Origin of the sequence: Spirosoma validum (assembly GCF_014699035.1) — a bacterium.
GTDB lineage: Bacteria > Bacteroidota > Bacteroidia > Cytophagales > Spirosomataceae > Spirosoma > Spirosoma validum.
This window is the reverse complement of record NZ_JACXAA010000001.1, coordinates 1,040,583-1,054,822: the sequence shown is the minus strand read 5'-3', so window position 1 is coordinate 1,054,822 and position 14,240 is coordinate 1,040,583. Positions and strand designations below refer to the sequence as shown.

The following is a 14,240-nucleotide window of genomic DNA, read 5'->3' as shown; positions in this document are numbered from 1 at the left end:
CTTATCAATATCCAGCGCCACTGTGCCATTATAAACTTCTCGGATACGACGGTTTTGATTGACTACTAGCACATGCTCTACATGTAAAAATCAGTGAAATTCTTTATGAAACCGATTGCTTCTTCAGAAAAATACGAACGACGAGCGAGTTCGTAAATTCGGCCTCATTTTCCGATAAGTGTGGGGGTCATTCATGCCTGATTAGAACGTTAGATCACTATATTCCCAGCACCTTTAGAATTTTATCCGCATCAAACTCATCGATAGACGGAAAGTAAGTCTGATAGGCCTCGCGCTGAAGCTTAGTCGCATAGGTGCGATGGAAAAAATACCGACCGTATTTTATTACGTAGTTTAAAATAAAGAATCGGTACGCTTCGGGCAGAAATCGAATTTCGTTTTCGGTTAGCGGATACACGGTATGGTACTCCTTCAGAAACAGGAGAAAGCGGTCTTCCATTAACGGACCGATCACATAACTGAATACCGTTCGGTCGCCAATGTTTGAAACAACCCGGCTAAAAAAGTAAAAATCCAGAACCCGATAACTGACTCTGAACCAGTCATAATCCCAACGCGAGTATAGCTCAAAGTTCTGCGTAACAGAAAAATTACCAATATTCCAGTCTACGAATACAGGCATGGTTTCGACAGTACCGGCTACGAGTTTCTGGCGATTAGTGAGAAATAGATCGCACTGACGTTTTAATTCCTCTATATGCAGACGGTGTTCAAACTGCCCTACTTCTGTATCCAGCATATCAAGCAAATCCCAGATATCCGAACGTAGTGTTTTGATGGATTTTGGAAGTACCGTGCTTACGCGGGAACAAGCCTTATGGAATTTAGCGACTTGTCGACCAAGCATCTGAATTTGATGATCTTCTAACCGGCGAGGTAACTTCATCTGGCTACGAATTGGGTTATAAAACACAACCCAGGCATCAATAAAGCCGTTTTTGTACCGGTACGTATAGACCTGCCCATCACGCACCAGCGATTTAGCCAGTACGTTCTCAAAAGGATATAACAGGTTGTTGGCTAGTGCATGGATAATACGGTGATCTTCAAGAAAGTGCTCGTATTTGCCGAAGTAAGACAGCTTGGCAATAATGTGGCTTCCATCTTCAAATGTAACTCTGAAAACGTGATTGGTAGAAACTCGAGCGCTGATGTCTTCAATTCGCTGAATCTGTATGGAAGCATCAAATTCCGACCAGGCTTTTTTTATGATAGTAGGGTAATCAACGAGACGCATAATTCAAGGTATATAGAGACGTAGTACTTTGCATCTCTACATATTAAATAATTTCAAAATATCGCTTCAATTCCCAGTCGCTGACCTGGCGCAGGTATTGTCGCCATTCCCAGTCGCGGGTACGCGTAAAGTGATCAACAAATTCAGTTCCAAACAGTTCGGCGGCAACCGGCGAATTGGCCATCGCCCGCGTGGCTTCGTCCAAATCCGTAGGTAACGTACCATTTCGCTTGTCAGCGTATCCATTTCCAACCGAAGCCGGAATGTCGAGGGTTAGCTTATGGCGAATACCATACAAGCCAGAAGCCAGCGAAGCCGCAAGAGCCAGATAAGGGTTCGTATCGGCCCCCGACACGCGGTGTTCGACGCGCGCGTACGCTTCCTTATGATTCAATACCCGAAGGGCAGTTGTACGATTATCTACCGACCACGTTACAGTAGTTGGTGCCCAGGCGCCCTCGACCAGACGTTTATAGCTATTGATTGTCGGCGCAAACATGGGCGTAATGTGCGGCATACAGTACAGTTGACCCGCTACGTATTGCTGCATCAATTCACTCATGCGGTCGGGTTTGGTGGGGTCGTAAAATAGATTCTGCGTTTGCTCCGGCGTCCATAGACTTTGGTGAATATGGCCGCTGCAGCCCGGCAGATCGGCGTTCCATTTGGCCATGAACGTAGCGACCACGCCATGCCGATACGCAATTTCCTTTACAGCAGTTTTAAACAAAGCGGCTTTGTCGGCTGCCCGGACAACTTCATCGTGCATAATGGCCGCTTCATAAACGCCTGGGCCGGTTTCTGTATGCAATCCTTCAAGCGGTATATCGAATTGAGCCAGCAGATCAAACAGGTCGTGGTAAAAAGCGCTTTCGAGTGAAGGTCGTAGAATGGAATAGCCAAACATGCCCGGTGTTAGCGGTTCCAGTTGCTGAAAGGCTTTTTGTTGCAAACTCTGGGGCGTTTCTCGGAAATTGAACCACTCAAACTCCTGGGCGAATTCCGCGTGAAAGCCCATTTCCCGACACTGGCTGGCAATACGTTTCAGTAAGCTGCGTGGACAGGCGGCTAACGCATACGTACTCGGCTGCGCATCGGGACCGGGACTAAAATCAGCCAGAAAAAACGGAATATTATCTTCCCAGGGAAGTTGTCGGAACGTCGATACGTCGATTCGGACCGGCGCGTCGGGATAGCCAGATTGCCAACCAGTTGTTTGCCCATTGTCGTACGGCATATCGTTCGAATCCCATCCCCAAACAACATCACAAAACCCGAAGCCATCCGTTAGTCCGTCCAGAAATTTCTGACGATGGATGATTTTACCACGTAACACTCCATCAATATCAGTGAACGCATATTTGATTTTGGGGCTATCGCTTTGGTTGATAAAGTCGATAATGTCTTGCTGGTTCATAGCGTGAGGCATCTTCTACGGAACGCTGACCGAAATACGACAACGGCTTTTGTTAATATCAGCTAATGTATATACGCCGGATTTTGGCGGGTAAAGCTACTTATTCCTACGCTATCTCCATGCGAAAAGATAAGTTAGATTTCAGTGAAAACCATCCGGATTACTACCAACGTTGAACGGTCAAATCCCAAACTTTGCCCATTTGCTCCCATAGTATGTCCTGTTGGTCACACCGATTTTAGGGGGCGGTAGCCATATGCTTGTTTTGAATCATCGGAACGGCAGACGTACTGTCAGTCATAAAAATCAAACTAACTCTTAACCGACACATTGCCATGAAAAATAGTATCAAATCCCTCGCCCTCCTGGTTGCTTCTGTTGCTTTCACCGCCTGTACGAACCAATCCATCGAACCTATGCGCCCAACTACACCATCGCAGTCCAGCGCTATTCGGCCAGATACTACGAGCCAAATCACTACGGAAGACTATCAACAGTCCAGAAAAAGTTTGCATGGTAAAATGATGATCAGTGACGAGATAAATCAGGACATTCCTCAACCCAAAGTAATCGTAGAACCAACTCCGCATACCGCGCCCATCGCTACTCCTTACCCAAAGCCTCACTTAGACGTAATGCCGATTGAACAACTGGAGGCTGGAATCAACTAACCCACCAACACTTTCTAAATCATTGTAAACTCATTTTTGTCTATCAACATGAATACCTTGCCAACCAGCTTTTCTAACTTTCAGAATTATATTTTTCGGCCCATATACCGACTTCCGCTGGCTAATCAACCTAATAAATCAATTGCAACGACGCTACGTCAATTTCTGACTGAATATCCGCTGCTGTTGGGTTTACTGCTTCTATCGGTTGGCAGTATTGTTCTGGAAGAATTGATCACTGGCCAGAATCTATTTACGCTGCTTATGCAACGCACGCACTCATCGCCAATTATACTACTACTTGCTCTGCCACTGGCCATCATTATTCAGGAAAAAATCTTTCGGTCTATTTTGTACCTGACACCCAAACGACTCAAAGGAATAGGCATTCTGATCTTGTGTATTCCGATTTGTTACTATGTTCACAGCCTGAATAAATCAGCCAATATGCAGGCGGCCTTAGTGGTGATGATGTCCGTCTGGATTGTTGCTGTGATTCTGGCAGTTCGTTATCTAAAGCGCCCCGTCGTGTTTGAGCGAATCAATCAGTTCTGGCAAACGAACTTCCGCTGGATTTTCTATGGTTTTACGTTCTTATACGCTACTGGAATTACGGTTAATCACCTCGATACGTTGGCTGACTGGAAAGGTCTATTGCTCCCTATACTGCTCCTGTCGGGCTTGCTAAGTGGTTTTTACTTTGGCTACATCCGCATGAAATATGGTTTCTGGTACGCCGTAGCGGTTCACATTCTGTTGATAGCTACTCCACTAGCGGTAGAAATGATTCGCACGCTGTAACTTTGAAAGAACAGATGAATATTACGTTGGAAACAAGTGAATACAAATCAACGAGTTTATCCGCTCCTGCGGCTTGGCTCAAAGAAGTAGCGAGACCATTTGTGATACGTTGGTGGATGTGGATTATATTGGTTATTAGTCCGGCTTATATGATTTGGTTCTTCACAAAAAGCTCTTTAGAGGATAGGGTTAATCGAAATATCGAGCGATTTAATGAGGCCAGCAGTGTATCAAAAGTAGGGCCAAAAACAAATTCAGATTCTTCTTATCGCGTGGGTTATGCACTCGGCAAATTGACCTTAATCGCAACAGGAAATCCGCTGTTTTTACTAGCTACTTCTCTGCTACTGATTGCTCTTTTACAGCTTCAGTATCGCTATCTTTTTCAAGTCTTATTTGAGCGGGACGCACTTGGCCAGCGAGTATATTGGTTATTGATGATTGGAATCTGGTTAATGCTGGAAGTACTTCTAGCCGTATGGATTGGAAAAAAAGGAAGTCAACAGGGATATCAATGGACATTAGCGAACAGTTTTGTTCTACTTAATATTGGCTATAGTTTACTAATGTCGTGGGGTAAGTCGCGTCGTCGTCAGCTCACTCTTATCCAGCAACGTACCCAGGCTGAACTCGATGCGCTGAAGGCACAGGTCAATCCACACTTTCTGTTCAACTCGCTCAACAACATCTACGGCACAGCTCTTCTGGAAGATAGTCCACGTACGGCTGAGAGCATCCAGCAGCTGTCGGGTATCGTACGCTACGTCATGGAGGAGTCGCGTTTGCAAACGACCAATATTCAGCGCGAACTGCGGTTTATTGATGATTTTGTGGAGCTTCAGCGCATTCGACTTCCGAATCAGGACAATATTGACATCAGCACGACTATTGAATGGGATGAGAAACCTGCCCAAATTGTTCCTCTGCTGTTGAATCCACTTATTGAAAATGCGTTCAAATACGGAATCAGTATTCAATACCCCTGCTTCGTACGTATTCGGTTGCAGGTTCAGAAAGGTACACTAAAGCTTATAACCGAAAATAGTATTCTCCCTCGGACTGACCTGGAGAAAGGAACTGGTTTGGGCTTAGCAAACGTAAGGCAGCGTCTCGCACTGGCTTACCCCGAACGGCATACGCTACGTGTTGAAGAAAATGATAAGCAGTTTCGGGTAGAATTAACCATCAATTTGTAATCAGACGTAACTATGAATCCGGAAGAATTATCGAAATGGGAGCGGCAGCGCACACAGGGTCAAGTTCGTTTTGTTACCTCGTATACACTGAAATTAGCAGCTATCTGTTTACTGATAAGTATCTTGTTTGGTCCATTATGGCCTATACTAAAAAGCGCTGATCTATATACGGTGTTAGCAAACACAGCGCCGATCAGTTGGTGGATGAAAAAGGTAATATTCTCATTAACGATGGGCTTGGGCACTGGGCTATACCAGTGGCAGCGTGCTGAAAAAGAATATAAAAAGTACTTAGATCCCGGCACAGACAATTAAAGCGTTACGTCTAGTCAAAGCGGCTTCTGTCAAACATTGCCACTAAAGAGACCACTGTATCATGCCTGCACAAAATTGTTTTGACTACCTCACTTCACTGGAGGAAAAGCAGAAATATATTCATCTGGAACTGCGTGGTTCCTTATAATTTCCGGTACTACGTCGTTTGTTGACTAAACTGGCTACGCTGCCGGTCGCCAGTGAAACGGAGAAAAAATTAGATGATATTCTGCAACAAATGCATTCTGATTGCCTTCAGTATCAAAGCCACCTACGTCTTTTGATCAAGCGGAGCGCCCAATTTATTAGCGAAACAGAAAAAAGCCTTTTATCTTAAATCGAAAGAGAGCTATGAGAAACAAGGCCGAGGTACTGGGTTGCTCCTTGCTTTTCTGCTTGTTTGCCTTCGGGCACATCAAACCGACTCTTTTATACCCTTTGCCTTACTGCCGATTTTCAGTATGGGGCTTGGCTATGCCATCCGCTTAATGCTTCAAAAACGGGCCGAACAAAAATGCTTACTCTACTGAAACCTATGCCATCTGCTTCGGCTATTTCATCATCTTCTTGGTCATCTGTGTTAACACGCTGGTTCTGGAATCGTGAATTAAGACTCCTCCTGATTCATTATGGAATCTGGGTTGTGGTCAGCCTTCTATTCGTCTGGTTCGAGTCTACGTATCTATCCGCTGATACACTTCAAAAAATAAGTCCCACAATAGTAAAATATCGAAACGATTGGGGCGGCTATGTGAGACTATCTCTAATCGCTGATCTTCTGTACGTTCTGCCTGTTCATGCCAGCTATTGGCTGTATAAGGTTTTGATTGGAAAGGGGAAAACGTGGAGCATCGTGCTATTCGTGCTCTATTTTATTAGTTACGCTTTGATTTTATCCGTTCTAACCGGGATGGTAGTGGGCTACTTTAGCTTACCTCTGGAGAGAGAAGAAGCGCTTGCTACTATTTTTTTAATCTGGGCATACACCCTGGTATTTATTACCGTTCGTGCTTATCGTGAGAATCGGCGTCGGCAGCGTGATCTGGAAAAGCAGAAAATACAGGCTGAACTTCAGGCGCTAAAAGCACAGGTTAATCCGCATTTTATGTTCAATACGCTCAACAACCTGTATGGTACGGCCCTGTCGGGTGACGCGGATCGTACCGCTGCTGGCATTGAGCAGCTTTCATCTGTGATGCGCCACGTTACCGAAGCGTCGCATCGGGATTTTATTCCCGTAGATCAGGAATTGCGTTTTGTCGGAGATATTGTCGAGCTACATCAGATGCGTCTGCCTCGTACCGACACCATCCGTATTAAAACAGAAATCGACTGGGATGAGCAACCCGCTCAGATTGTGCCGCTGCTCCTGAATCCGCTCATCGAGAATGCCTTTAAATATGGTATTAGCATTCAGCATCCGTGCTTCGTACATATCCGATTACAAGTAAAGACCGGTACGCTCTATCTCACAGTAGAGAACAGTATTTTGCCTCGAACGCGATTAGAGAAAGGAACAGGCTTAGGGCTGGTCAACGTTCGTCAACGGCTCGCGCTGGCTTATCCTGAACGGCATACGCTACGTGTGGAGGAAGGGAACGGCACATTTTTAATTGATTTGACAATTAACCTTTAACTTGTATGAGGCAATTTACTAATCCCCGTTTTTTGGGAATGATAACCATTATTGCCGGTATCGTTATACTTGCCGCAATAGTCTACAAACACACGCACAATGAGCCAACGGACTGGGGAATGTATGTAATCAGCGCCAGTTCACTATTGACCGGAATTGGTCTGCTACGTATTAAATCACCTATTGAATAACATGCCCTCAACGCTCCGTTGCATTGCCATTGATGATGAGCCTATTGCGCTCGACATTATTAAAGCTCACGCCCGTAAAGTTCCATTTCTGGATTTGAAACGTACGTTCGTTAATGCCATTGAAGCGCTGACGTTTCTGAAAACAGAGCAAATCGATCTGATTTTTCTGGATATTAACATGCCCGATCTGACTGGGCTGGATTTCGCCCAGGTTGTAGGGAATAAGTCGCTGGTTGTCTTTACGACGGCCTACCCGGAGTATGCCTTGCAGGGTTTTGAACTCAGTGCGCTGGATTACCTCTTAAAACCTATCGCCTTTGGCCGATTTATGCAAGCCGCCAACAAAGCGTACGAACGGTTGTCTGACGATTCTAAAAAGTCGCCCTACGTTTTCGTGAAAGATGGTTACGATTGGGTTCGGATTAATCTCGATGAGTTGCAATACGTTGAGTCAGAGGGAAATTATTTAACATTTCAGGAGACTGGCAAGAAAGCGCTTACCCGCATGACAATCAGCGAAGCCGCCGAAATGCTGCCCAACGACCAATTTATGCGTATTCACAAATCCTATATCGTTGCGCTTAACCGCATTGAGAAAATAGAGCGGCACCAGCTTACCATTGGTAAGGTACAGGTGCCGCTTAGTGGGTCCTATCGTGATGAGTTACTGGAACGAGTGAAGTAAGACTATCGATACCCTTTTTGCCAGTATTTCCAAAGTCGTGCTACGTCCTCAACGTAGTGTTCAGCATAACCACAGTTCCCACAAATCGACACCCGGAATTCAGCGCTTTCTGTAGCTCTAATTTGCAGAGTTCCAGTTTTAGGCTCAGTTATCTTAATATACGTTACTCCGGCGTCTGATGTGATTGGCTTCAGCGGAGCCATAATGTTAGTAGAGCTACACTTGGGGCACTGCGTCATCCTGCTTTACATTATCCAGATTAAAATGTAGTCCTGTATTTTCACGTCGGGCCATCGCCATTCGAATAACCAGATAAGATACCTCAATCATGTTACGTAGTTCGCAAATCGGTACCGAGACTTTCGACTGGCGGTAAAGTTCTTCGTGCTCTAAATAAATCAGTTCAAGCCGGTCCATTGCCCGCTTCAACCGTCGGTTCGTACGGACGATCCCGACGTAGTTCGACATAATTGACTCTAGCTCCTTCTTCATTTCCGTCACCAGAACCAATTCTTCAGGGTGCGTCGTACCCGCATCGTTCCAGGCAGGAATATTATCAGGTATAACGGCCTGATCGAGTAATTCAACCGTTTTTTCATAAGCTCGGTGGCCAAAGACGACCGCTTCGAGCAACGAATTAGAGGCCAGTCGGTTAGCGCCATGCAGTCCGGTACAGGAACACTCGCCAACGGCGTACAGGAACTGAATATTCGTTTGCCCCCATTCATTCACACGAACACCCCCACATAGATAATGTTGCGCCGGTACGACTGGAATATAATCTTTCCGTAAATCCAGCCCCAGATGATCGCGGCAATAGGCTGTTATGTTTGGGAAGTGTTCAACGAATCGCTCATAATCGCAGTGCGTTACGTCTAAATACACGCACGAATCACCCGATTTTTTCATCTCAGAGTCAATAGCGCGAGCGACGATATCGCGTGGAGCCAGCGATAAGCGAGGGTCATAATTTTCCATGAATGTCTCGCCTTTTCGGGTGCGTAATACGCCCCCAAAACCACGTACGGCTTCCGAAATCAGGAAGTTTGGTTTCTTGCCCGGTTCATACAAAGCCGTCGGGTGAAACTGAATAAACTCCATGTCTTTACCGATTCCTTTAGCGCGGTAAGCCATCGCAATGCCATCGCCGGTAGCAATGCTGGGGTTAGTTGTATTCTGATAGATATTGCCAATACCACCCGTTGCCAGCAGCGTCGTTTTAGCCAGAAACTGCTCTACCTGACCCGTTTGTGTGTTCAGTACGTATGCCCCGAAGCATTTGTTATCGGTATCGTAGCGATGAACGGTTTCACCAAGTTGATGGCGTGTAATGAGTTCAACGGCGTAGAAATGCGTAAAAATCTCAATAGACTTCAGCGAATTAGCTTTATCGAGTAAAGCCCGCTCAATCTCTGCCCCGGTAATGTCTTTAAAATGCAGAATTCGATAATCAGAATGCCCACCTTCTTTTGCCAGGTCATAATCCGTACCCCCATGTTCTTTATCGAAACGGGTGCCATAATCGATTAACTCCTGAATCCGGCCGGGCGCTTCACGAACGACAATCTCCACAATATGCCGATCGCTCAGGAAATCACCCGCTATCATCGTGTCTTCGATGTGCTTTTCGAACGAGTCATCTTCCGACCAGACAGCCGCAATACCACCCTGTGCGTATTTAGTGTTGGTTTCGTCAGCCTGTACCTTCGTGATGACACCGATACGTATCGTCTGCTGCAATTTTTCGAAGTGCATTGCCAGCTTGGTAGCGTAACTCAGGCCCGCAATACCGGAGCCAATAACCAAGAAATCGAATTGGTGGGGCATTAGAATATCAATTGAAAGAACTCAACTTTTTAAAATATCGAAAAGCAAATGAGAGCTAATTTTCTAACTTAATCGTGAATAGCAGCAAATACTTATCATTTGCTTAATTCCAACATTCGAGCTACCGACTCATAGGCTTTTACCCGAACGTCTTCTGGTACAATAATCTCCGGCTGTTCGTAGAGCATGCAATTGTACACTTTTTCGAGCGTATTCATCTTCATATACGGACATTCTGAGCAGGCGCAGGTGTTGTTCTGAGTAGCCGGAGCCGGAATAATTTTCTTGTGCGGCACCGCCTGTTTCATTTTATGCAGAATACCCGCTTCAGTTCCTACAATAAAGGTTTGTTCAGGACTATCTACTACGTATTTCAGCAGCGCTGTTGTCGAACCCACAAAATCGGCTTCACTCAAAATATGTTCCTGGCATTCGGGGTGGGCAATGAACTTTGCCTCTGGATAGTCTGTCCGCAACTTGTGCAGTTTTTCGAGCGAAATATCAATATGAACGATACAGGCACCATCCCAGAGTACCATATCACGTCCCGTTTTTTTCGAGACAAAACGGCCTAGGTTAGCGTCAGGAGCAAAGATTATTTTCTGATCTTTTGGTAGGCTTTCAACAATTTTCAGCGCATTCGACGACGTAACGATGATGTCCGATAAGGCTTTGATCTCCGCCGAGCAGTTGATATAGGAAAGCACAATATGATCAGTATACTGCGCTTTGAAGGCTGCGAATTTATCCGCCGGAGCAGAATCGGCGAGCGAACAACCCGCATTGAGATCAGGGATGACAACTTTTTTCTCAGGCGACAACACTTTAGCCGTTTCGCCCATGAAATGCACGCCACAGAAGACAATCATATCAGCGGGCGTAGCGGCTGCCTGCTGACTCAGTCCGAGGCTATCGCCAATGTAATCGGCTAAGTCCTGTATGGCTCCATCAACGTAGTAGTGCGCCAGAATAACGGCATTTTTCTCTTTTTTGAGCCGGTTGATTTCGGCTACCAAATCTATATCCTCAGCAACGGGTTTATTAACGTAACCCACGCGCTGAACTTCGTCAAGGAGTGCTTCCATTGGTTGTGTAGTGGCAGTTTATATATAGTAACGACGTAAAGTACGAAATGTCACTACGTCAGGGTGTTTAATGAAATGCTTTGCTGAACGAATCCACGCCGGGCGAATCCACGCGGAGCGAATTTCAGGAAACGTCTTATGCTTTCAAACAACGTACGCTATTTAATTAGTTTTGGCAAAAAGCAATAGTATTCATGACTGATGATTTTCTTCGATTACGTATCGTTCGGATTCAGCCAGAATCGTCCGATGCCAATAGTTATTTTTTAGAACCTACCAACGGACAGTCTGTTACGTATCGCGCTGGTCAATTTCTAACGCTGATCTTATCACATAATGGTCACGAAGTGCGTCGATCTTATTCACTTAGCTCGGCTCCCGGCGAAATACTGCGATTAACGATAAAGCGTGTTCAGAACGGAGAAATCTCGCGTTATCTGCACGATACGTTACGTGTTGGCAATGTTTTAACGAGTTTGCATCCCGCCGGGCGATTTACGCTCGATGAAAATCAAGCAGGCGACGTAGTGTTGCTCGGCGCCGGAAGCGGCATTACACCTTTATTTGCCTTGCTTAAACAGAGTTTATACGAAGAGCCTACTCGGCACGTAACGTTGCTGTATAGTAACCCGAATGAACGTAGCATTATTTTTCGGCAAGAATTGGATGCGCTTCAAAGCCAGTTTCCGGATCGATTCCGATTGCTGTATTTATTGAGCAATGCTTCTGACGAATGGAACGGCCTGCGAGGTCGATTAAATAACGTAATGCTTGAACGACTGCTACCAGACTTGATAGGAGCCTCAAATCCAGAAACGTTACGCTTTTATGTATGCGGTCCTGGCGACTACATGCGAATGGTTCAGTTTACGCTTGTGTTCAGTGGTTTTCAACTGAATCAGATTCGTCGCGAGAATTTTGTCGTTGAGCCAATTTTTCTGGCTCCGTCACCTGCTTCGGCAGAAGACCGGGCAGTTTTATTACATTACCGGGGACGTGAAATCGAGATTCAGGTTCCAGCTTATAAATCCATTCTACAAGCGGCTCTGGACGAAGGTGTCGCTTTGCCTTACAGTTGCCGGGGTGGGCGCTGCTCTACATGTGCTGCAAAATGCGTGTCTGGCCGTATTCACATGACTATCAACGACGTATTGACCGACCACGACCTCGCCGAAGGCTGGGTTCTTACCTGTACAGGTTATCCGGAAAGTGATGGCGTAGTGATTGAACTAACGTAGCGTAGACAGCCATGCCTGCGTAGCCGTAGGTTAAGGTACGACGGGCTAAAAAATACAGATACAACCTAGCAGCCTAAGGCTACGCGGACATGGCTGTCCATGCTACATCACTTTCGTCTTCAAAAAGGCCAGTAGTACGTCCAGTCCTCTCTGGTAATTATGATTGTTAGGGATGACTATATCCGCTTCGTCTTTGTGGGGTTTTACAAATTCACGGTAAGCCGGGCGAACATGGTGCTTCCATTGATAGTTAATAATCTCTTCGGTTAATCCTCGCTCTGCCTGATCCCGATTAAGGCGTCGATCCAGTTTGATTCTGTTTTTAGCGGTAATGTACACCTTCAGATCTAACTGACTGCCGACATCTGGAAAATGAAAAACAAATAAGCCCTCAACGATAATGATAGGTGTCGGACGATACGTTAACGTTCGGGCAACAGCGTTTGGGTTGTTAAATGTGTACTCTGGTGTTTCGACTGTTTTTCCAGCGTGTAACAGGCTTAAATGTTCTGCGAACAGCTCATGGTTGATCGTACCGGGCAGATCGAAATTATAAACGCCGTTCTGGTCAATTGGAATAAGATCGAGCGTTCGGTAATAATTATCCTGCGAAATCAGGCAAATCTGCTCTTCTGAAAAAGCATTTAAAATGTCTTTTAGAAATGAAGTTTTACCGGAAGCACTACCGCCCGTGATTCCGACAATAAATGGTTTAGTGGCCATGATGAAGTAAGCTGAAAGAACAAAGAAAACAGGAAAGTACGAAATGAGAAAACAAGTAGGGATAGCTAATAAAAAAGCGGCATGTTCCTAACGAACAAACCGCTCTTAATGCAAATAAGCAGATTTTAACCCTACAGTTTACGCTACTATGGCTTCAGCCAATACCAGCACTTTGTTTTGGAGAATTTCCACTACGCCCCCGTCAACAGTAAAGGTTTGCTGCCCCGAAGACGTCTGAACAATAATCGGTCCCCGATCCAATGTGCTAACCATGGGCGCATGGTCGTTTAAAACCTGAAATTGGCCCTCGCTGCCCGGAAACGTAACAGCACTGGCTTCGCCGGAAAATACCTTACGATCGGGAGTAATAATATCTAGTGTCATGCTATCTAATGATGACCGGGTCGCCGGTGCGACGATAAATTATAAATGACTAGTAACTACATTCATCATTTATAACTCATCATTTTATAAAATTCCTTTTACCATGTTCAGAACGCTGCCAATTTGTGTTTTGGCAGCGGGTTCGGCAGCTTTAGCCACTAAGCCTCCCTGGTCGAGTTTGCCAACCGTTGATAAGGCAGTCGAAATCAGCGATTGACCCGAGGACTGGCCTCCCAAGGCACCCAGAGCACTACCAATCCCTGACAGACCACTTGTTAATTGACTGCCTTTGCCAAGTAAGGAGCCAGCAGCCAGAATGCCTTCAAGTTGATTGCCGCCTGAAGCTAGTTTAGCCAAGCTAACTGCTTTGCCTAACACGCCATTACCTAAAGCACCTGTGGGAATCAATGGTAATAATGCTTTTAGCTTACCCGCCTGAGCTAAAATCTTGTCCTTGAATGACGTTGGCTTGCTTTGCGCTTCGGCTTCCAGACCCGCAATACCCGACTTTAATTCCTCGGTTGTTGCTGCTTTATCACCTTTGTTCAGAGCTGCTACAGCATTGTCTAGATGAGCGGTTGCTGTATTATCCTGTCCTGTCGTTGCCGACGCACCTGGTGTAATAGACGTGTCTTTGATAGCCCCTATTACAGTAGGTTTTGCCAGCGTATTTGACTCGGATGGCGTTGTGACCTGAGCCGACGAGATCGTTGCGGCTACCAAGCTGAGTGAAGTAAGGGCAACTCCTACCCTAAATCGAATCGTTTTCATAAAACTAAGTACGTTTTTATTGTCAAACTATTAGACTTAAGA

The 14,240-nt window shown here is 45.6% G+C and carries 15 protein-coding genes; 8 read left to right on the top strand and 7 right to left on the bottom strand.

Translation table 11 applies throughout. The features are described 5' to 3' along the window. Positions 1-217: 217 nt before the first annotated feature. Both IC230_RS04200 and IC230_RS04195 read right to left on the bottom strand, forming a co-directional pair. Complete coding sequence (locus IC230_RS04200; RefSeq protein ID WP_191037698.1) at positions 218-1,258, bottom strand: aminoglycoside phosphotransferase/kinase family protein; 1,041 nt, start codon at positions 1,256-1,258, stop codon at positions 218-220. Between the two features lie 43 nt (positions 1,259-1,301). Further along, entirely contained in the window at positions 1,302-2,675 is a 1,374-nt protein-coding gene (locus IC230_RS04195) for a glutamine synthetase family protein (RefSeq protein ID WP_191037697.1), read from the bottom strand. Positions 2,676-3,010: 335 nt separating this feature from the next. On the opposite strand from IC230_RS04195, the gene IC230_RS04190 reads away from it, so the two are divergent. The 7 genes from IC230_RS04190 to IC230_RS04160 all read left to right on the top strand — a co-directional run bounded on the left by IC230_RS04190 (position 3,011) and on the right by IC230_RS04160 (position 8,170). Then, a complete protein-coding gene (locus IC230_RS04190) occupies positions 3,011-3,346 on the top strand; it encodes a hypothetical protein (protein ID WP_191037696.1) in 336 nt (111 codons plus the stop codon). A 48-nt stretch (positions 3,347-3,394) separates the two neighbouring features. Continuing rightward, positions 3,395-4,147 (top strand): hypothetical protein, encoded by a 753-nt coding sequence (locus IC230_RS04185; RefSeq protein ID WP_191037695.1) that lies wholly within the window; start codon positions 3,395-3,397, stop codon positions 4,145-4,147. Positions 4,148-4,161: 14 nt separating this feature from the next. Further along, complete coding sequence (locus IC230_RS04180) at positions 4,162-5,343, top strand: sensor histidine kinase (protein WP_191037694.1); 1,182 nt, start codon at positions 4,162-4,164, stop codon at positions 5,341-5,343. 12 nt (positions 5,344-5,355) lie between these two features. Then, positions 5,356-5,658 (top strand): hypothetical protein, encoded by a 303-nt coding sequence (locus IC230_RS04175; RefSeq protein WP_191037693.1) that lies wholly within the window; start codon positions 5,356-5,358, stop codon positions 5,656-5,658. Positions 5,659-6,193: 535 nt separating this feature from the next. Beyond that, positions 6,194-7,294, top strand: coding sequence for a sensor histidine kinase (locus tag IC230_RS04170; protein ID WP_191037692.1), 1,101 nt, complete (start codon positions 6,194-6,196; stop codon positions 7,292-7,294). A 5-nt stretch (positions 7,295-7,299) separates the two neighbouring features. Beyond that, complete coding sequence (locus tag IC230_RS04165; RefSeq protein ID WP_191037691.1) at positions 7,300-7,485, top strand: hypothetical protein; 186 nt, start codon at positions 7,300-7,302, stop codon at positions 7,483-7,485. Position 7,486: 1 nt separating this feature from the next. Beyond that, a complete protein-coding gene (locus IC230_RS04160; RefSeq protein ID WP_191037690.1) occupies positions 7,487-8,170 on the top strand; it encodes a LytR/AlgR family response regulator transcription factor in 684 nt (227 codons plus the stop codon). Between the two features lie 216 nt (positions 8,171-8,386). On the opposite strand, the gene nadB is transcribed toward IC230_RS04160, so the two are convergent. Next, positions 8,387-9,997 (bottom strand): L-aspartate oxidase, encoded by a 1,611-nt coding sequence (gene nadB, locus IC230_RS04155; protein ID WP_191037689.1) that lies wholly within the window; start codon positions 9,995-9,997, stop codon positions 8,387-8,389. A gap of 95 nt (positions 9,998-10,092) precedes the next feature. After that, positions 10,093-11,082 carry a quinolinate synthase NadA gene (gene nadA / locus IC230_RS04150; RefSeq protein WP_191037688.1) on the bottom strand — a complete coding sequence of 330 codons (990 nt, stop codon included), beginning with the start codon at positions 11,080-11,082 and terminating at the stop codon, positions 10,093-10,095. Positions 11,083-11,276: 194 nt separating this feature from the next. On the opposite strand from nadA, the gene IC230_RS04145 reads away from it, so the two are divergent. Further along, positions 11,277-12,320 (top strand): 2Fe-2S iron-sulfur cluster-binding protein, encoded by a 1,044-nt coding sequence (locus IC230_RS04145; protein ID WP_191037687.1) that lies wholly within the window; start codon positions 11,277-11,279, stop codon positions 12,318-12,320. Between the two features lie 102 nt (positions 12,321-12,422). Here the strand turns inward: IC230_RS04145 and udk are convergent, their stop codons facing one another. From udk to IC230_RS04130, 3 genes are all read right to left on the bottom strand, one after another. Beyond that, positions 12,423-13,043 carry a uridine kinase gene (gene udk, locus IC230_RS04140; RefSeq protein WP_191037686.1) on the bottom strand — a complete coding sequence of 207 codons (621 nt, stop codon included), beginning with the start codon at positions 13,041-13,043 and terminating at the stop codon, positions 12,423-12,425. Positions 13,044-13,181: 138 nt separating this feature from the next. Next, positions 13,182-13,427 carry an ATP synthase F1 subunit epsilon gene (gene atpC / locus IC230_RS04135; RefSeq protein ID WP_191037685.1) on the bottom strand — a complete coding sequence of 82 codons (246 nt, stop codon included), beginning with the start codon at positions 13,425-13,427 and terminating at the stop codon, positions 13,182-13,184. A gap of 84 nt (positions 13,428-13,511) precedes the next feature. Then, positions 13,512-14,198, bottom strand: coding sequence for a hypothetical protein (locus IC230_RS04130; RefSeq protein ID WP_191037684.1), 687 nt, complete (start codon positions 14,196-14,198; stop codon positions 13,512-13,514). Positions 14,199-14,240: the final 42 nt, after the last annotated feature.

Excerpts from the sequence above, each read along its gene's own strand:
- IC230_RS04165 (WP_191037691.1), top strand. The coding sequence starts at position 7,300 with ATGAGGCAATTTACTAATCCCCGTTTTTTGGGAATGATAACCATTATT.
- atpC (WP_191037685.1), bottom strand. The coding sequence starts at position 13,427 with ATGACACTAGATATTATTACTCCCGATCGTAAGGTATTTTCCGGCGAA.
- IC230_RS04180 (WP_191037694.1), top strand. The coding sequence starts at position 4,162 with ATGAATATTACGTTGGAAACAAGTGAATACAAATCAACGAGTTTATCC.
- IC230_RS04170 (WP_191037692.1), top strand. The coding sequence starts at position 6,194 with ATGCCATCTGCTTCGGCTATTTCATCATCTTCTTGGTCATCTGTGTTA.
- IC230_RS04145 (WP_191037687.1), top strand. The coding sequence starts at position 11,277 with ATGACTGATGATTTTCTTCGATTACGTATCGTTCGGATTCAGCCAGAA.
- IC230_RS04175 (WP_191037693.1), top strand. The coding sequence starts at position 5,356 with ATGAATCCGGAAGAATTATCGAAATGGGAGCGGCAGCGCACACAGGGT.
- IC230_RS04200 (WP_191037698.1), bottom strand. The coding sequence starts at position 1,258 with ATGCGTCTCGTTGATTACCCTACTATCATAAAAAAAGCCTGGTCGGAA.
- udk (WP_191037686.1), bottom strand. The coding sequence starts at position 13,043 with ATGGCCACTAAACCATTTATTGTCGGAATCACGGGCGGTAGTGCTTCC.
- IC230_RS04195 (WP_191037697.1), bottom strand. The coding sequence starts at position 2,675 with ATGAACCAGCAAGACATTATCGACTTTATCAACCAAAGCGATAGCCCC.
- IC230_RS04160 (WP_191037690.1), top strand. The coding sequence starts at position 7,487 with ATGCCCTCAACGCTCCGTTGCATTGCCATTGATGATGAGCCTATTGCG.
- nadA (WP_191037688.1), bottom strand. The coding sequence starts at position 11,082 with ATGGAAGCACTCCTTGACGAAGTTCAGCGCGTGGGTTACGTTAATAAA.
- IC230_RS04130 (WP_191037684.1), bottom strand. The coding sequence starts at position 14,198 with ATGAAAACGATTCGATTTAGGGTAGGAGTTGCCCTTACTTCACTCAGC.
- IC230_RS04185 (WP_191037695.1), top strand. The coding sequence starts at position 3,395 with ATGAATACCTTGCCAACCAGCTTTTCTAACTTTCAGAATTATATTTTT.
- nadB (WP_191037689.1), bottom strand. The coding sequence starts at position 9,997 with ATGCCCCACCAATTCGATTTCTTGGTTATTGGCTCCGGTATTGCGGGC.
- IC230_RS04190 (WP_191037696.1), top strand. The coding sequence starts at position 3,011 with ATGAAAAATAGTATCAAATCCCTCGCCCTCCTGGTTGCTTCTGTTGCT.